Source organism: Acidimicrobiia bacterium (genome assembly GCA_041676705.1).
Taxonomy (GTDB): domain Bacteria; phylum Actinomycetota; class Acidimicrobiia; order Acidimicrobiales; family SKKL01; genus Actinomarinicola.
On record JBAYRL010000001.1, the window covers coordinates 215,168 to 233,551 of the forward strand.

16 protein-coding genes and 1 tRNA gene are annotated in these 18,384 nt (G+C 54.8%); 14 read left to right on the top strand and 3 right to left on the bottom strand.

The features are described 5' to 3' along the window. Window positions 1–10 precede the first annotated feature (10 nt). The 6 genes from WC184_01090 (at window position 11) to WC184_01115 (ending at window position 5,955) form a co-directional block, all read left to right on the top strand. Window positions 11–1,099 (top strand): prephenate dehydrogenase, encoded by a 1,089-nt coding sequence (locus WC184_01090; protein MFA7476472.1) that lies wholly within the window; start codon window positions 11–13, stop codon window positions 1,097–1,099. A gap of 34 nt (window positions 1,100–1,133) precedes the next feature. Then, a complete protein-coding gene (gene aroA, locus WC184_01095; protein ID MFA7476473.1) occupies window positions 1,134–2,432 on the top strand; it encodes a 3-phosphoshikimate 1-carboxyvinyltransferase in 1,299 nt (432 codons plus the stop codon). Further along, entirely contained in the window at window positions 2,433–3,065 is a 633-nt protein-coding gene (gene cmk, locus WC184_01100; GenBank protein ID MFA7476474.1) for a (d)CMP kinase, read from the top strand. Beyond that, window positions 3,058–3,795, top strand: coding sequence for a lysophospholipid acyltransferase family protein (locus WC184_01105; protein MFA7476475.1), 738 nt, complete (start codon window positions 3,058–3,060; stop codon window positions 3,793–3,795). Before cmk ends, WC184_01105 begins: the two co-directional genes overlap by 8 nt. 191 nt (window positions 3,796–3,986) lie before the next feature. After that, window positions 3,987–5,714 (top strand): 2-isopropylmalate synthase, encoded by a 1,728-nt coding sequence (leuA, locus tag WC184_01110; GenBank protein MFA7476476.1) that lies wholly within the window; start codon window positions 3,987–3,989, stop codon window positions 5,712–5,714. A gap of 85 nt (window positions 5,715–5,799) precedes the next feature. After that, entirely contained in the window at window positions 5,800–5,955 is a 156-nt protein-coding gene (locus tag WC184_01115; protein MFA7476477.1) for a hypothetical protein, read from the top strand. 7 nt (window positions 5,956–5,962) lie between these two features. Here WC184_01115 and WC184_01120 read toward each other — a convergent pair whose 3' ends face one another. Together WC184_01120 and ispH are read right to left on the bottom strand one after the other, a co-directional pair. Further along, window positions 5,963–6,367 (bottom strand): hypothetical protein, encoded by a 405-nt coding sequence (locus WC184_01120; GenBank protein ID MFA7476478.1) that lies wholly within the window; start codon window positions 6,365–6,367, stop codon window positions 5,963–5,965. A 146-nt stretch (window positions 6,368–6,513) separates the two neighbouring features. Beyond that, complete coding sequence (gene ispH / locus WC184_01125; GenBank protein ID MFA7476479.1) at window positions 6,514–7,542, bottom strand: 4-hydroxy-3-methylbut-2-enyl diphosphate reductase; 1,029 nt, start codon at window positions 7,540–7,542, stop codon at window positions 6,514–6,516. Between the two features lie 48 nt (window positions 7,543–7,590). Here ispH and WC184_01130 point away from each other — a divergent pair, with 48 nt between their 5' ends. From WC184_01130 to WC184_01160, 7 genes are all read left to right on the top strand, one after another. Beyond that, window positions 7,591–8,979, top strand: a complete 1,389-nt coding sequence (locus WC184_01130; protein ID MFA7476480.1) for a DUF512 domain-containing protein — start codon at window positions 7,591–7,593, stop codon at window positions 8,977–8,979. Then, complete coding sequence (gene der, locus WC184_01135) at window positions 8,979–10,313, top strand: ribosome biogenesis GTPase Der (GenBank protein ID MFA7476481.1); 1,335 nt, start codon at window positions 8,979–8,981, stop codon at window positions 10,311–10,313. The genes WC184_01130 and der overlap by 1 nt, the downstream gene beginning before the upstream one ends. Further along, window positions 10,314–11,387 carry a PP2C family protein-serine/threonine phosphatase gene (locus WC184_01140; protein MFA7476482.1) on the top strand — a complete coding sequence of 358 codons (1,074 nt, stop codon included), beginning with the start codon at window positions 10,314–10,316 and terminating at the stop codon, window positions 11,385–11,387. After that, the gene (locus WC184_01145) at window positions 11,388–11,654 is read left to right on the top strand and encodes a hypothetical protein (GenBank protein MFA7476483.1); all 267 of its coding nucleotides are present in this window, start codon (window positions 11,388–11,390) and stop codon (window positions 11,652–11,654) included. Window positions 11,655–11,678: 24 nt separating this feature from the next. Next, window positions 11,679–11,752 (top strand) — tRNA-Pro (locus WC184_01150). Between the two features lie 188 nt (window positions 11,753–11,940). Continuing rightward, window positions 11,941–12,960 carry a hypothetical protein gene (locus WC184_01155; protein MFA7476484.1) on the top strand — a complete coding sequence of 340 codons (1,020 nt, stop codon included), beginning with the start codon at window positions 11,941–11,943 and terminating at the stop codon, window positions 12,958–12,960. Further along, window positions 12,957–13,766 carry a hypothetical protein gene (locus WC184_01160; protein MFA7476485.1) on the top strand — a complete coding sequence of 270 codons (810 nt, stop codon included), beginning with the start codon at window positions 12,957–12,959 and terminating at the stop codon, window positions 13,764–13,766. Before WC184_01155 ends, WC184_01160 begins: the two co-directional genes overlap by 4 nt. 2,327 nt (window positions 13,767–16,093) lie before the next feature. Here WC184_01160 and WC184_01165 read toward each other — a convergent pair. Continuing rightward, on the bottom strand, window positions 16,094–16,927 hold the full coding sequence (locus WC184_01165; GenBank protein MFA7476486.1) for a fumarylacetoacetate hydrolase family protein: 834 nt from the start codon (window positions 16,925–16,927) through the stop codon (window positions 16,094–16,096). Between the two features lie 658 nt (window positions 16,928–17,585). Between WC184_01165 and WC184_01170 the strand changes: the two genes are divergently transcribed. After that, the gene (locus tag WC184_01170; protein ID MFA7476487.1) at window positions 17,586–18,371 is read left to right on the top strand and encodes a hypothetical protein; all 786 of its coding nucleotides are present in this window, start codon (window positions 17,586–17,588) and stop codon (window positions 18,369–18,371) included. Window positions 18,372–18,384: the final 13 nt, after the last annotated feature.

Here is an 18,384-nt window from a genome sequence, read left to right on the forward strand (position 1 = left end):
CATAAAAACAATGAACGACGACACCGCGAGCAATGCCTCGAATCGCCTTGCCAATGTGATTGGCACCGGTTTAATCGGCGGGTCGATTGCGTTGGCCTTAAAAGAGCGAGGCTGGCATGTCAGCGGTACCGACAACAACCCCCAACGCATTGAAGACGCACTGTCGTTGGGTGTCATTGACGAGGTCGGCATAAATCCCCAAGCGGCCGTCAGCTTTATCGCGACACCAGTCGGGCAAATTCCTGAAGCGGCCCGCGAGGCATTGACCCAAACCGCGGGCGTGGTTAGCGATGTGGGAAGCGTAAAGCTGAGCGTGATGGAACAGGTGAACAACCCACGATTTGTGGGTGGCCACCCCATGGCTGGCTCAGAGCATGAAGGTGTGAAAGGTGCCACCTCCGATCTTTTTGAAGGGGCGGTGTGGGTGCTCACACCGATGTCGGAAACCGACCCCGATGATTTCACCTTGGTACGTTCGCTGGTGGCGAGTTTTGGGGCTGAAGTGGTGGAAGTTACACCCGATCGCCACGATTATTTGGTTGCCGTAGTGTCGCACGTTCCACATTTAACGGCCGCCACACTAATGACGTTGGCTTCAATGCGTTCCGAAGAACACCCTGGCCTCTTACGCCTGGCCGCCGGCGGTTTTCGTGACATGACCAGGGTGGCGTCGGGGCATCCCGGCATTTGGCCTGACATTTGTGAAACTAACCGGCCAGCTATTGTGACAGTGCTTGATGAGATGATCACTGGATTGTCGCGGGTGCGGGCCGTGGTTGATAACTCAGACCGCGCCGGACTGTACCGTTTCTTAGATACCGCCCGTTCAGCGCGTGATTCGTTGCCGTCGCGTTCCGTGCGTCCCGGTGAACTAGCCGAAATTCGAGTGCCAATTCTCGATCGTCCTGGCGAATTGTCGGGTATAACCACCCTGGCTACCGACCTCGATGTAAACATTTACGATATCGAAATAGACCATTCCGCCGAGCGGGCCCGTGGTTTGTTGGTGCTGGTTGTGGCCCAAGCAATGAGTGAGCGCTTTATTGGCGGGTTAATGGCACGTGGTTATCGTCCAGTGTCACGACCGCTCGACAAGTGAGGCCTATTTTTAATGCGTCACCTACGAGTTGTTTATGACCCAAAGAGGAGAAGATTTGCCGTCTCGCGCTGTTGTACCTTTGCTCAGCCCACCTGATGCCACTGTTGTGATTCCGGGTTCGAAGAGTTACACCAATCGCGCCCTCATCTTGGCAGCTTTGGCTCAGGGAACTTCGACGATTACTAACGCCTTGGTGGCTGACGATTCAGAGGCCATGTTAGAGGCACTTGATGCTTTAGGGGTTGTAGTCGAGCGCGACGACAAGCAGTGGTTGGTGCAGGGGTTGGGTGGTGCTATACCCGCAGGGCCGCTCAACATTAACGCCCGTTTCTCGGGTACCACGTCGCGGTTTTTGTTGCCAGTGTTGGCCTTGGGTGTTGGCCCCTATGTACTTGATGGCCACGAACCGCTTCGTAAACGTCCCATCGGGCCCATTGCCGAGGCGTTGTTGACTCTTGGTGCGGAGGTAGAAGATGTCGACGGTACGGGCCTTAATTTTTTGCCGCTTTCGGTGCGTGGAGGCAACCTCAGTGGCGGCCAGGTTGAAGTGTCGGCAGAGTTTTCAAGCCAATTCGTGACCGGATTATTGCAGGCCGGGCCCTATATGCGCCGTGGTCTAACTCTGAACATGGTGGAGGCTACCGCATCTAGGCCGTATCTCACTATGACCACTTCGGTAATGTCGGCGTTCGGAGTTACGGTAGAACGGCCGAACGAAAACCAATTCGTGGTGCCCGCGGGTGGTTATGTGGCCACCACTTATGAGGTTGAACCAGACGCTAGTACCGCATCATATGTTTTCGCGGCGGCCGCCATTACTGGGGGACGAATTCGGGTGCCTGGTTTAGGTCGTCGTTCGTTACAAGGTGATATGGCATTTCTTGATGTGCTGAGCCAAATGGGTGCCCACGTTGAGGTGAATGAAGATTGGAGTGAGGTGAGGGGCAGCGCTGATATTCGCGGCGTTGATATCGACATGTCTGATTTCCCCGACATGGCCCAATCCGTGGCGGCGGTAGCTGTTTTTGGTGACAAGCCCACCCGGGTGCGGGGTGTCTCCCTAATCCGCCATCACGAAACCGATCGAATCCGTGCCGTGGTGACCGAGATGCGACGCCTCGGTATTCAGGCTGAAGAGTTTGACGACGGTTTTGTTATTCACCCCGGCACCCCCCAGCCTGCACAGGTTGAAACGTACGATGATCACCGTATGGCGATGAGTTTCGCCTTACTTGGTCTGCGGGTGCCAGGTATCGAAATTGTAGACCCGGTGTGTGTGGGCAAAACGTTTCCTGGGTTTTTCGATGTGCTTGATTCTCTCGGTGCAAATTAAGTGCGTGTGATAGCAATTGATGGTCCGGCAGGTTCGGGGAAGTCGACGGTGGCTAAAGCCTTGGCTGCCAAGCTGGGCCTTTCATATTTGGATACGGGTGCCATGTACCGAGCGGTCACCTTTGCGGCGCTTCGCCAAGGGGTCGATCTGATGGATCCTGAAGCCGTGGCGGCAGTTGCCCACCACATGGAACTTGACCAAGCCAATTCGGTGGTCGTTAACGGTGAAGACGCCACCGAAGCTATTCGTAGCCCCGAGGTCACTTCGCAAGTGAGCTTGGTGGCCCGCAACGCCGCAGTCCGTAAAGAGCTGGTAGCACGCCAGCGTGCCTGGGTGGCTGAACGCGGCGGAGGAGTGTTGGAAGGTCGCGATATTGGCACCGTTGTTTTCCCCGACGCTTCAGCCAAGATTTATCTAACGGCTTCGCCTGAGGTGCGTGCACGGCGTCGCAGCCAAGAACTCTCTGAGGCTGATGTAACCCGAATTGCGGCTGAAATTACCGAACGCGACAAAATGGATTCGGAACGGGCCAACGATCCGCTGCGCCAAGCTGAAGATGCGTTATGGTTCGATACTTCTGATTTAACCATCGAGGATGTGGTGGCAGAACTAATGAGGCTTATTGATGGATGATGATCGACCGGAAGTTTCAAGCGCGCCACTTAGTGCTCCGCAGCGAGCTCTTTACCAGCTGGCCCGGGCGGTAATATTTGCGGTAGCGAAGCTGTGGTTTCGGGTTGAAGTTGAAGGTCGTGAAAACGTGCCCACAACAGGGGCCTTTATTGTTTCCCCAGCGCACCGTTCCAATCTCGACACGCCCTTAATGGCGATTATTTCCAAACGCAACCTGCGAGCGATGGGCAAAGATTCGTTGTGGAAAGCCAGCAAGTTTGGCGGTTGGTTCCTAACCTCGGTGGGTGGATTTCCAGTAGCGCGTGGCAGCGCTGATCGCAGTGCCTTAAACGCGGCTGAAGTGGTTGTACGCCGAGGAGAACCGCTAATCATGTTCCCAGAAGGAACCAGGCGCACCGGCCCCCACATCTGGAGACTTTACGACGGCCCGGCCTTTGTTTCGGCACGCACCAACACCCCCATTGTGCCCATTGGTATCGGAGGCTCTGAATACGCTATGGGCAAAGGTGTGAAAATACCGAAGCCCGCCAAGATCACCATTGTGATTGGTGAGCCAATCTACCCACCAACACGTGAAGAAGGGGCTCGAGTGCCGCGTCGAGTGGTGAAAGAATTGTCGGGAACCCTACATTCGCGTATTCAGGCTCTCTTTGATGAAGCACAGCGAAAAGCCGGACGTGGTCACGAGGTGGTTTTGCCACACCCCGCCAATCCACCACAAGAGTCTTGACCCCACGGCCCAAGCGTGGCAATGTTGGTAACTGTGAAGACTTTCAACCACCTCCTTCTTCTCATGTAGGCGAGTAACCGTCATAGGTGCTCGCCCAACCTCTCGTGCCTTCGGCCGGGAGGTTTCTTCGTTTTCTGGCCCAATGTCCACCCGCAACCAACTAAAAAGTCGCAACAAGTTAGGAACAGCTCATGTCCCCCGAACCGGCCCAACCCCGAACAATGCCATTCGACAAGTATGTACCGTTTCGTCCTCTTGAGCTTCCCGATCGTACCTGGCCCAACCGTCGTATCGAGGCGGCCCCGTTGTGGTGCAGCGTTGATTTGCGTGATGGAAACCAGGCCCTGATTGACCCTATGGACCCTGAACGCAAGTTGCGCATGTTCGAGACGTTGGTGGCCATGGGATACAAAGAAATTGAGGTGGGGTTTCCATCGGCGTCGCAACCCGACTTCGATTTTGTCCGAGAATTAATCGCTAAAGATCTAATTCCCAACGATGTCACGATCCAGGTGTTGACCCAATGTCGACCCGAGCTGATTGAACGTACTTTCGAATCTATTGAAGGTGCGGAAACCGCCATCGTGCACTTTTATAATTCCACGTCAGTTCTGCAACGACGGGTAGTTTTTAACCTCGACCGGGCCGGTATCACCCAGATTGCGGTGGATGCTGCCAAACAGTGTCGAGAACTTGAAGCTAGCGTGCCAAACACCAAGGTGCGTTATGAATATTCGCCCGAAAGTTTCACCGGTACCGAAATCGATTACGCCATAGAAATCTGCGAAGCGGTGATGGATGCTATTGCCGCGACCCCAGAAAACCCGCTTATTATAAATCTGCCGGCAACGGTTGAGATGTATACGCCGAATGTATATGGCGACGTGATTGAATATTTTAATCGCACGATCCGAAATCGTGACGCCATGATTCTAAGCCTGCACCCCCACAATGATCGTGGCACCGCGGTGGCGGCGGCCGAATTTGGGGTTATGGCCGGTGCTGATCGGGTGGAAGGTACTTTGTTCGGTAACGGCGAGCGTACCGGCAACGTTGATTTGGTGACGTTAGGTCTCAACCTGATGAGCCAAGGGGTAGATCCGGAAATCGACTTTTCAGACATTGACCGCATTCGGCGGGTGGCCGAGTATTGCAATCGTCTTCCTGTGCATCCCCGTCATCCTTATGCCGGTGACTTGGTTTACACCGCATTTTCAGGTTCGCACCAAGATGCCATTAAGAAAGGCTTCGCGGCCCTGCGCGAGACCGAAATTGACGGCCAGTATCCGGTTTGGGAAGTTCCGTATCTGCCCATCGACCCTGCCCATGTAGGTCGAACCTACGAGGCCGTTATCCGGGTGAACAGCCAGTCGGGTAAAGGGGGTGTGGCATATCTGATGGAAGCTGAATTTGGTTACGTCTTGCCACGACGCCTGCAGATTGAGTTTTCTCGCTCCATTCAAAAGGTTTCCGAAGATACCGGTACCGAAGTGAGCCCGTCACAAATTTGGCAGCATTTCGATAACACCTATTTGGCCCCATCTCGTATCCAATATCGAACGGCCGAAATTTCGAGCAACAACGGCACTACCCACATCACAGCTCAGCTGCTTGTCGATAATGAACCGCATACGGTTTCAGGCACCGGAAATGGTCCGCTTGACGCTTTCGTGAACGGCCTTCGTAAAAATTTGGGTTCTGTGTTGGGGCCACTAGCTGCCATTGATATAACCGACTATTCCGAGCACGCCGTCAGCGCCGGTTCTGAGGCCACCGCAGTTGCTTACGTGGAAACTAAGCGACCCGATGGTGAGTTGCATTGGGGCGTTGGCGTCGATGGCAGTATTTTGTCGGCGTCGCTGCGAGCGGTCATTAGTGCGTTGAATCGACCTGCCGACGATGACGTGCGTTTAGATTAACCGCTTCACCTTTGGCCAGGCCCAGCTACACTAGCGGGAACGCCGGGGGGCGGAGTTCCTTGAACCTCAATCGAAAGGCGTAGCGATGAGTGAAATTCTGGCATGGTCGATCGCCGGTACGGTGTTCGTGGTAGCGGTGTTGGTAGCAGTCTTGTGGGGTCGTCGTTCAGAAGAACCCATGAAACCCACCAACACCACCGAACAAGCCCGCTCTACCGATCGAACCTTCGACGTAATGTAAATACGGTCTAACCGTGTAGCAGGATGCCGTAGAACAAGGCCACTATGGCGAACACGAAACCTAAGGTTCCGCCTACGGCCAAGGCCACCTTCGACCGGCCATAAATGTGCCAACCCACTCCAATGGCTGAAATAGCTACGAAGGCCAGTTTCAGAGCGAAGGTCACCTGCCATTCAATGGTACGACTGCCCACGTTGATCGCAAAAATGTGCCAAATTCCGGTGGCGATGAGGAGTGCTAGTCCACCCCAAGCCAGGTTGTTGAAACGGCTGGCCACGGCTTGGGGTGCGGCTTCTCCCTGTGCTTTCACTGTTTTTAGAAGCCACAACATGGTTATCTGACCGCCTACCCAAATAGTTGCGCCCAGCACATGCAAAAACAGGCGGATGGTGTCAACGGATATTGGGAGCATCCTGGTTGGCCTCTTATCTATGGAGGAAGAACGTGTTTTCAGGCGGCAAAACCTGGGCGCGGTTTGCTCTGGTGTCACCGTGGTCAAGCCAAGAAAACCGGGCCTGACCGACGCGATTAGTCAGCCAACATTGGGTTGGTTGTCTGCTAAAGCGACGCCAACACAGCGCTTGCTGAAAGCTCGCGGTCGTTCAACATTGGCCTATCGGCTAGTGAAGCACCAAGTGAGAAGGTGGCAAAAAGGTCAACGCCTAAGAGCATGTCTCGTAAAGACCGAGGTGGAGGGAAGTATTCTTCTTCATCTCGAATACGAACTTCTTCCACTCCTTGGGTGGGGTTTAACCTTTCGATCACAGCTTCCACTAGCTCCTCCGACGCGGAGGCCCCAGCCGTTACGCCCACGACGCCGGTAATGTCGTCGGGTAGCTCTTCGGGCCCGTTCACCCGAAACACTCTTTGGCAACCTTCTTCAATGGCCAGTTTTTCAAGGGCCCGGGTGTTGGACGAGTTGGCGGAACCAATTACCACCATGGTGTCGCATCGAGGTGCTATTTGCATGAGGGCGCTTTGACGGTTGGTGGTGGCAAAGCACAAGTCACTCTTGCCGGGCATCCACACTTCGGGGAAACGCTCTTCGGTAGCGTCTTTCACGTTTGCCCAGTCACGGTGGCTAAGGGTTGTTTGGGCCAACAGCGCGACCGGTTGGTCGAACTCGGGCAGATTTGCCACTTCTTCTAATGTTTCCACGCGATGAATGTTGTCGGGCGCTACGGCCATGGTACCGGCGGCTTCTTCATGGCCAGCGTGGCCTATATACACAATTTGGTAGCCCCGACGGGAACGTACTTTGACTTCGTGGTGAACTTTGGTAACCAGGGGGCAGACGGCGTCAACTACGTACCCCCCGCTGGCTTGTGCTTGGGCCACAACCTCGGGTGCTGAGCCATGGGCCGAAAGCATAATGGGCCGTCCAGCGGGTACCTCGTCGATTTCGTCCACAAAAATTACGCCAAGGTCTTCGAAGCGTTGCACCACCTTTTGGTTGTGCACGATTTCGTGGTAGCAGTACACCGGAGGTTCAAAAGCCCGAACCATCCAGGCCAGTGCTTTGATGGCCATTTCAACCCCGGCACAAAAGCCCCGAGGAGCAGCAAGTAACACCCGGTCAACGTTCACAAGCTCTGAGGGTATCCAAACTTGTCGCGTTCGGCGTATCCTTTGAGCGTGATATCTCGTCCTCGTGTAGTAAATGTGCTGCCTAACTCGCCGGCTGCGGCGGCTGGGCTGGAAGTTGGTGACGAGATTGTTTCGATCAACGGTGACGTTCCCCGCGATGTGATTGCTTATCGGATGCTGGTTGATGATGCAGATCCGATCTTAGAGATTGACCGCGGTGGATTGAGTTTCGATCTCACGGTTGAGAAACGAGAAGGCGAAGCCTTGGGTGCAGAGGTTGATTCGGCACTATTTGATCAGGTTCGCACCTGTGATAACCATTGCGAATTCTGTTTCATTTACCAGCTGCCGCCGGGCATGCGAAAAAGCCTGTATTTGAAGGATGACGATTATCGCTTGTCATTCCTTTACGGCAACTTCACCACTTTGACGCGTTTCACCGAGTTGGACTTAGAACGGATTATCACCGAGGGGCTTTCCCCGCTACATGTCAGCATTCATGCCACCGATCCAGAGGTGCGCGTTGATATGTTGCGAAACCGGCGTGGTGCTATGAGCCTGCGTTGGTTGCGAGCATTGTTAGATTTCGGGGTCGAAATTCACGGCCAAATTGTGGTGTGCCCCGGTATCAATGATGGTGACGTTCTCGATGACACCTTGGCCGGGGTGCTCGATGAGTTCCCTGAGCTGGCTAGTTTGTGTTTGGTGCCCTTAGGTATTAGCCGTTTTTCAAACGAGCCGCGGATGCGTGCCCATACCACGGCCGAAGCGCGCCGGGTGGTGGAGCTGGTAGGGGAGTGGCAAGAGATTTATTTGGCTCTATTGGGCCATCGTCTAGTGTTCGCGGCCGATGAATATTATCTCTTGGCCGACGCGGCGTTTCCCCCGGCTGAAAGCTATGAAGGTTTTCCCATGCACGAAGATGGTATTGGTATGGGCCGCACCTTCGAAATGGAATTCAAGGGCGAAGTTGACCAAGCCACGGGTGTTGCAGCGGGCTTCTTCGCCTGGGTTGATGGCGCGCCGCCCGAGGGTTACCGCGCGCCGCGTTTAGCTCAGGGTTCAACCCTGCGGATTGGGCCCAGCCGCAAGAGCCCGGTGGCAGTGCTAACAGCGCCATTGGGCGCGAAAATTATTGGGCCGCTCATTAATGATCTTGGGCGTGATGATGTGCGGGTGTTGCCGGTTGAAAATGACTATTTTGGTGGGAACGTGGGTGTTACTGGTTTGATGGTGGGCGAAGATGTGGCGCGGGTGCTATCAACGCAGCCAGAAGGGCATCGTTACTTGCTGCCTGATGTGTGTTTGTCGCAAGGGCGATTTCTCGACGGGGTGACTCCCGAAGAGTTGCCCCGACTGGTAGAGATTGTTCCCACTGACGGCCTGGCTTTGCGCCAAGCAATTGAACCCGGTTGGGTGCCAGGTAAAGGAATTTGATGAGCGAAACAACGCAAGCGTTGCCCACGGTAGTGATTGTGGGTCGCCCTAACGTGGGGAAATCTACGCTAATGAACAGGGTGTTAGGCCGCCGCGAAGCAATCGTGGAAGAACGCCCTGGTGTTACCCGTGACCGCAAAGAAGTTGAAGCCGAGTGGCTAGGGCGGCCGTTCTTATTGGTCGATACTGGCGGTTGGCTAGCTAGCGGTACGGTGCTAGACGACAAGGTTTCACGCCAATCGGAGCGGGCCATGGCCGAGGCCGATGTGGTTCTGATGGTGGTGGATGCTTCGGTGGGTATCACCGAGGAAGATGCTCGGGTGGCCGAGTTGGTTCGACGTAGCGGTAGCCAGGTGATGCTGGTGGCTAACAAGGTTGATGATGAGGGCCGCGAGGGAGCGATTTGGGATTTGATGGCCCTTGGCGTTGGTGAGCCTTGGCCGGTGAGTGCTTTACACGGTCGTGGCAGTGGCGATTTGTTGGATGCTTTGGTAACTCGTTTACCCGAGTGGACCCCGAGTTTTGATGATGAAACGGTGACTGAGTCGGCCTTAGATGCCGAACGAGTTTTCGCGGTCGCTATTGTAGGGCGGCCCAATGTAGGCAAGTCCACGTTGTTTAACCGGCTAATTGGAGAAGACCGTTCGGTTGTTCACGATATGCCTGGTACTACTCGTGACGTGGTCGACACGGTGGTTGAAACGCCTGATGGCCCAATTAAGTTTGTAGACACCGCTGGTATGCGTCGCCGGAGCCGAATTGATGAAGGCACCGAATATTATTCGTTTGTGCGCGCCCTAAAGGCGGTTGATGCTTCTGATGTGGCGCTGTTGGTTATCGATGTGACCGAGGGTATTACCCACCAAGACCAGCGTTTGGCGGAACGAATTGATGCTGCTGGTTGTCCGATTGTGGTGTTGTTGAACAAGTGGGAACTACTAGATGCGGAGGGCCGGGCCGAAGTGACCTATCAACTGGGTCAACGTCTGCATTTTTTGGGTGAGGCGGCTGTTCTGAAGATCAGTGCCCTTACCGGTAAAGGCGTTCATAATTTGTTGCCCGCATTGGCTGAGGCAATCACCAGCTACAACACTCGCATTCCAACCAGGCGGGTTAATGATGTTATTCGCCTGGCGCAACAGGCCCAACCGGCACCGGGCGGGGCCAGGGTGTTATATGCCACCCAGGGTGCCACCGACCCGCCGACCTTCACTTTGTTCGCGAACCGTGAGCTGCCTGGAAGCTACCTGCGTTACCTAGAGCGCCGGCTGCGAGAAGATCTCGAACTGGGTGCCACACCTATTAAAGTGCGGGTTCGCCGCCGGAATAACTAAATGAGTGCCCTTGAAACCATTGCCCTAGCTTTAGCTGGGGTGGCTAGTGTCATAGCGGCTGTGCTTTGGGCCCGCTCGGCGGTTCATCGGCGTCGGGTTTGGAAACAGCTTGAACGCCAAGGTACTGACGACAAAGCCGTGCTTTTGGCTTTGTCTGATTTCCGCAAAGACGGTCATACGGCGTTTTTGTATGTGTTGCTCGTGGCCCTCATTGTGGCTCTGTGGGCGGAGCTATCTCCAGCATTGATGGCGGTGCTGGTGATTCCTGCCATGTTGACTATGGCTATTGGCTGGGAGTTCGTGGCTGATGCCCGGCTTTCTCAGCAACGTTTAGAGCTTGAAGGTAAAGCACTTGAGGTGATTGATCAGGCCGACACTGCCCCCAAACGTTGGGCAGCGCGCTTGGCGCCGGAAGATCTGCCCCACATTGACGGTTTCGAGGTTGGTCGGGTGTATGAAGCTGGAACCGGTTTGATGGCTGGAGATTTTTACGATTGGTTCCGGGTCGCTCCGAGCCGGGTGGCGGCAGTGATTGGTGATGTTACCGGCCATGGGATCGAGCCGTCGATCACTGCTTTTCAGGCCAAATACCTGTTGCGAAGCTTTCTGAAACAGTATCGTGACCCGGCTCAGGCGTTGGAAGAACTGAATGTGCAAATGTCGGCTAGTCGGGGTGACGAGTTTATTTCGTTGTGTGTGCTGGTCTTTGACACGGATGCCAACACTTTGCGTTACGCCTCGGCAGGGCATCCACCGGCCTGGTTGTGGCATGGCCGTGAGGTCACGCCGCTGCATGCCACCGGTCCGCTTTTGAAGCTTCTGCCCGATGGAACCTATTTTTCTAGGGAGATTTCTCTGGAAGAAGGCGACATGGCAGTGATGTACACCGACGGCTTGGCCGAAGCTAGAGCTGGCGGTGTGTTATTCGGCGAAGATCGAATCGGTGCCACGCTGAGGCGTGATCCAGGTGCGTCGCCTTCGTCGCTAGTGCAGGGATTGCTTGAAGCAGCCCGCGATTTCTCCGACGGGCCCATCGAGGATGATGTGGCGATTCTTGCTATTAGGTGGTCTTAAATGCCTTGGTGTAATACTTGCGACCGTTATCTCGCACCGAATGCCTTAAACGAAGATGGAACCTGTCCTAGCTGTGGCCGCAAGGTCGAGATTCCAAGCCATGAACTGAAATTACCGGCCGATCAAGTCGCTGGTGAAGCTGGGGCCGCCACCGAGGAACGAGTTCGCGCACCGTGGCATTTTTGGCTGATGATTGTGGCGTTGGTTATCTACCTAGGCTGGCGCTTTTTGCAGGGTCTCGACTGGGCTTTTAGACACTGGTTCTAGGGCGCGTCTAAGCTTTCAACCTCACGGGCTGTGGCGCAGCTTGGTAGCGCGTCGGTCTGGGGGACCGAAGGTCGTGGGTTCAAATCCCGCCAGCCCGACTCAATAAAACAACAGGTCAGAGCCAGTTTCCGTCAGTCGCGGGGCTGGCTCTTCTGCTTTAAACGAGCGTTGTGGACGAATGTTGCTTAGACACTGACGTGGCGTGGGTTAGGTCGCGTCGATAACATCCGTCAGCTATTAACCTTTTGCTCTATATAAGCACTGTGCTTATAGTGTTAAAGTGCTTATGGATATGGTTGAGGGCTTATTGGCGGCGGGAATCGGAGCGCGCCTGCGCAGGGTCGAGGTCGACGATCAGTGTGACGCATATCTTGAACTTGATGTTGACGGGGAGCAATTCATCTTCGCCGTGGTTCAAAAAGGCAGAGCGCCATACCCAAACGAAGTGCCTCATCTACAAGAGCGTCGAGAGCAAATCGCTCGGGTGGCTCGTCCCTTGCTGTCTGCTCCCTTCATCACCCCGAGGGTAGGCGATCATTTGGCGGCCGCGGGGTGGTCGTGGGCAGACGAGCAACGTAACTATTTACTGGTGGCACCAGGGCTTCGTTTGCATCAGCGGGTGAGCTCTAAACCTAATCGTTCGCGGGGGCGGCAACTGCCATCCGGTTCGGGTAGCGGTGCTATCATCCGCAACCTTATCTACGGGTGGCATGACCAGCCCCTAGCAACAATCTCGGCACTGGCTGAGGCAGCGGGTGTGTCTCAACCTCGTGCTTCCCAGGTGATGGCGAAGCTGACTGAGCTGGGATTTGTGGAAAAGAGCGGGAGCGGCGAACGACGTGTCGTTGATCGGGAGGCACTGTTAGATAGGTTCCTTGCCGAGTATCGAGGACCGGGAGGGTCTGAACGGTTGCTGTACTCGCTTGACCCGCCTCTCGTCACGGCCCAGCGTGGGGCGAAAGCAGTTGACGAGTACGGCCAGATCGTTGCATCTGCCGACGTTGGCCCCGATTTGGTGGTGCCTTGGCGAAAACCAACCACTCTCGTTCTCTATAGCCGCGGCAATATACCCGACCGTGCACTTGGTGCTGTTCGGGCCGAGAATCGTGACAGTGCCAACGTAATCGTGCGGACACCTCGTGATACATCGGTGTTCTCGGTTCGGCAGCGGTTCGCCTCCTACCAGGGCATTGAGATTCCGTTGGCCGATCCCGTGCAGATGGTGTGGGACCTGCTCGATCTTGGTGGTGCAGAGCGTGAGGAAGCGGCCGGGATGTTACGCGAGTGGATTGTGAGCCAGACGTGACCAGATTCGATCTTCGGGCAACTTCGGTGGCCGACGATTTAGGGTTCGTCGCTCTCACTGACATCGCCGAGTTGATGAAGGTGCAGCCGTACCGTGTAATCGGTGGGCACATGGTGACTTTGCTCGTCGCACGATGGGGCCTCGGCCGAGAGCTGTACCGTGCCACCGGTGACACTGACCTCGGTGTTCCGCCCGTGGTAGTTAATGAACCAACGCTGATTAACGCCTTGATCGAGCGTGGTTACCGGAAGATCGACGGCAACCGATTCAGCCGCGAGGTAACCGATCTACCGAGCTTAGAACTAGGTCACGAACCATCAGAACGGTCGGCTCTGGTCGACGTGCTCGTGCCAGCCTATACGTCGCGGGCACGTCAGAACCGCAGATTCGGGGATCACTTAGTGACCACCGAGGTACCTGGATTGGCCGTAGCGTCGCAACGCCCGGCGGTAGCAATTGACGTTGAGATGCGACGGTTAAACGGTAAGCGCCTCGTAGCCTCCTTGCTACTGCCAGATGAGACGGCAGCACTGATACTAAAAGTTGGAGCCACGCGAGTTCGAGATAAGGCCACGGATCTTGTGGATATCTGGAGGTGTCTCGAAGTTGCCAACGCGGCTGGGGTAAAGCCAAGGCACTTCACGACAGAGGAAGAACTCCAGGCAGCCGAGCACATTCGATCGCTCTTCGCTTCGAGTGCCTCAACCGGAATAATTGCAATTGTTAAAGAACAAGGGCTGTCAGAAAATGGGGCCGCGATACGTCTCACCCGGATCCGTGCCCTGATCGAGCGTGTGCTGCCATAGCGCTCAAGGGTGGCCGATTGGTGAGCGTCGTCAGCAAGGAACTGGCTTCCGAACGCAGAGTCGTCTCGATGTGAGTCAAAATTTGTGTTCACCAACCTCGCCTCGGCTACCTGGGCGGTGGTGAACGACTTTTTAACCAGCGGTTATAAGGTTGGCGAGATAGACCTAGAACCCTACGCGACACCACTGTGGGGATCCCCTCAAGAGTGAACTAGTGCACTAGCAGGTATATCATCGGATTGGGAGGTTCTCCTGTCCTAAATCGGCAACCGTTTGAGGGAGCATTATGCTTTCTTGTTCCAATAGCCGCACGTTTTTTCGTAATTAACAGTTTTCGAAACTCTATTATTCGGTCGTCTCGGACTCGATCCCATCATCGATAGTGGCTGGCTAGGGCACTCTGGCAACATTGTTTGGACAAGTCCGAAAGCAGCAGCGATCTGTTCAAAAGACATCCCATCGGTGCGGCTTTGAGGAACCCGAACCGCATCAACACGAAACTCCCACGGGTAAGGCCTGGTCATGACGACATCCTCGGCCGCCGAGTCACATGGGCAGCGCCTGCAGGGCTGATGAGGTGTACTCGCTCCGGCTCGATACCGCTGCATGGAGCTAGCTCAGCCGAGGTGAGCAGTGATGACCACAACGTCGATCACGAAATGGTCGTCCGGTTCCGCGCTCTCCGCATGCCCTGCATGCGTAACGCCGGGTACCTACCGAAACGATGCGCGCCTAGCGAGCCAGGAGCTACTCGGTCGCGGGGCCTCGTGTTTCAGCCTGAATACCCCGGCGCCCTCGACGGCTGCCACATAACGGACGTCATGGACGGTCGAACGACAAACGAATCATCTGTACCGGTGTCATCGTTAACGATGACACCGGTACGCTCCTCAGACCCACCGAGATCGCCGAAGCGCTCTACTGGCTTGCCGACGCCGCCTAGGAGGAACACCCGCCCGCTCTCCTCCCGCTAGCGCCAGTATCCGACCCACTCGACTAGCCGCCAAAAAGGGGGCGACGCCACTGGACTGACCCGCGTGAGCTGCTCAGTTTACCTGGTCACCACCGCGCAGATCCTCAGGATTAGTTTCGGACAGTTACATGGTAACCGTGCCTCGGGCTAAAGAAGATCAACCGTAAGAGCCCAACCAGACTATCGACGGTGGACTGTTACGAGTAGGCCTGTGTGACGGGTCGCCAAGGGCTGCTTGCTGGGTACCGACAAGCCACTTGCCTCGATAAGGCAATTTCCGCCGCTAGATCAACCGGCCAGGGCAAGAAGCCAGCACGAGACCCGGCAAGTTGGCTCTATCTCCCGGAAATTTAAGCAAGCAATTTCACGTTCATGGGTTAACCGCTGTTCGACGCGGTGAGTTATCTACCAGGTAAGACCGAAGTGGTTCACACGTTCCCAATACGTAGTGATTGTGACTTCTGCCCCTTCGGTCTTTTCTTTGCGTAGCCCATCAGCGATGAGGTGAGAAATCAAAGCCACAATCGCAGGTTATGACGTTACGCTGTCGCGTCCACAAGATGTCGCAAAGCGGCCAGCAAAGGTGGTTTGACACCGGAGTATTGTGCTCGCAGCCGGTCACTCCTTGGAGGAACCGATTGCAGAACTCTCGATTCACGACAGACATCGAACTGGAAAGGACAAACTGCGTATTTCGTTGCAGCTATGGCCGTACCCCACCTTTAGGGCAGGCTTAATGTTCTGGGCTGTTCAGCTGCCAGGCTAGCCATGACTATTCCGTATATGCCAAGTATTACTGGGTATCGCTCGAGGCTGTTCCAAATTGGACAACCAGACGCAACTGATTAGGCAGATAGGAGTCGCCGCATGATGTCGCAGAGGAGCCTGTGTGGTTCTGACTGGTCAGTGATGTAGGCGATCGTTGCTTCACTTGCGTCAAGCCGCTCGCTAGCGAGAGGTTTCCGGGTATCGACCATCAGTTCTATCGTGTCATCACCAACTGCGTTTGCTGATGTTTTCGATCGTCGTGTCTTTAGCTGGAACGTCGCGTCGCTCTCAGTCCGGAACGGGTTACGCGTTCGTATATCCAAGACCTAGCAATGCTATATGCCGCTCAGACCTCAGCCACCGGTTGGCCTTTCCTGACAACGGAGGTTGTATTAAGAAACGCTATGGACTCCGGTCACAGATTGGTTAGAATTGCCTGAGGTGTTACGCGTTATCTGTGGCATGTCCTGAACGGATATATGTTCGCCAGCCCGACTCAAAAACCCCTACTGGTAAGGCGTTTCTCCAAATACCCGGTTGCTGGAACGGCGGCGGGTGGCCGTGGAACTGGCTTAGCTTGGTGGGTCTAGGGGGCTACGCATGGGTTGCGCATGGTGCCGATGCCTTCAACCCAGGTTTCCAGGGTTTGACCAGGTTGGAGAAACCGGGCCGGGTTGCGGGCCATGCCCACCCCAGAGGGAGTGCCGGTGAAGATCACATCACCTGGTAGTAGAGGTAACACTACAGAAAGTTCAGCCACCAGTTGGGGGACGCTAAAGATCATGTCGCTGGTGCGAGCATTTTGTACCGTCTCGCCATCAACGGCACAGCCCAGCACCAAATCGTTAGCGTCCGTGAACTCGTCGGTTGTGACCAGCCACGGGCCCATCGGTCCAAAACCTCGGTGCGATTTACCCAATGAAAACTGTCCGCCGGCCGCCCGCTGCAGAAACCGATCACTAATGTCTTGGCCTACCGTTAGCCCAGCTACATGACTCCAAGCGTCGGCTTCTTCGACCTGGTGGGCTTGTTGGCCAATTACGGCCACTAGCTCTACTTCCCAATCAACCTTGTCGCCCACGATTGGAATATCGTCGTAAGGGCCGCTTAATGATGCTGGAAATTTGGTAAAGGTGGCCGGTACCTGAGGGATTTCCATGCCAGCTTCTTCAGCGTGTGCCCGGTAGTTAAGCCCAATGGCAAACACCTGTCGGGGCTGTGGGACCGGGTTGCGCAGTAAAGCGATGTCGAGGGGGCCCGTGGTGTCGGTGACGGTTTTGGCAAAGGTTGTGAAGGCATCCCAATTGTTATAAAGCGACATCACATCGGGGCCGAACTGGCCCTTGGAAACGGTGGCTACGTCAGCGACTGCGTTGTTTAACACCAGGGCGGCACGGTGGTTGTAATTAGCTAATTTCACGAGGTTTTCTCCACAAGAAGGTTGTTTGATCCTGCCAGCAATCTTGCCGTAGAAGGTGACTGGTAAGCATTAGGGATTTCCGGCTAATTGTCCCATCGAGCATAAACTCTGTTACGAGGACCTCGGTTGCGTGTGTTACGTTCCGCTTTCGAATCTGGCTCTAAATCTCCCTCCCTGTGGCTTGATGTGGCATCGAGGTCTAGAAAGGCTGGACTATTATCGAATGGTGTGATGTGAATAGCGAGTCAGAGCTCTTTAGAGACGATGACTGAGCGCTTGCTGGGGGCATATATGCTCAACGAGAATAAATTTCGAGGGACAGTTACGCTGTTAGGCGGATTGGCGTTAGCGTATATGGGCGCGCTTTCGCCGCAGCCGGTAGACGCACACCCCTTAGATCATGAGTCTAGGGGGAACTGGCTACGACGATAAGCCTTGTACGACTACATATGAGCAAGTTCATCGTACGGGGTTGTCACATAGTCATCGGACCGTAGAAGGTTCAGGCACGGAACCATCCTCGAGTACCCTAATGAGAGGTGGCGAGCATCTTTAGCAGTGTCATGTAGCCAATCCTCCAGCCTCGCCTCGATCACACGACATTTCAGATATTAATGCAAAATATTAGCTCACGTCTTTGAATCGGAGAGGAGCTAGAATGAAAAGTTTCAAGAGCCGCATTAGGGTGTCATTTGTCCTAGTTGCTGGTTTTATGACTTTGGCGTGCGGACCAACATCCAATGCGAAGTCGCCTGGGCAAGACATACTTGATCGTGTTTCCGTCACCTCGTCGGCCGATGAAACATCAATGAACACATCTCCTGATTCTGCAACGTCCCGTGTGGAGGATCCATTGCCCGGCGTATCGGTTAATCTTGGCGGTGTGGGAATCTTGTCTGACACAGTTGCTTTTACAACTGTCGATGAACTTATTGACGTTAGTGACCTAATAGTTGTTGGAATGCCGTCACGCCCTATGCGAAATATGGTTGTAGATAGTGAAGGATATTTCGTCGGATATTCACAGGAAGTTATGGTTTCAAAGGTAATCAAAGGTGATCTTATTAGTCGCCTTACAGTATTTTCAACTTCTCCGAACTTTGAAAATGATGCTTTAAATGAGGCTAAGGAATCCGGAAACGTCGTTGTATCCGCTGAAGGTTTAGGTGTCTTACCCCAAGTCGAGGGTGTCTTGTTTCTTCAGGAAGCGTCTGCGGTTACCAACCAGATTCGGGGCTCAGATGGATGGTGGATTACAGGACTGTACCAGGGTTTTGTGCCGTTAGTTGATGGCCGATTACTTCAAGATAAGGAGCCGCGTTCGGATGTGATTCCCGGCGAGACCGTAAATATGACCGTGCACGATGAGCGTAGATTGGTGGAGGGTATTGATGGGCTTACCATAACTCAGCTTGAACAGTTGATTGCTTCCAGAGTTAGGTGAGAGGCCGTGTCCA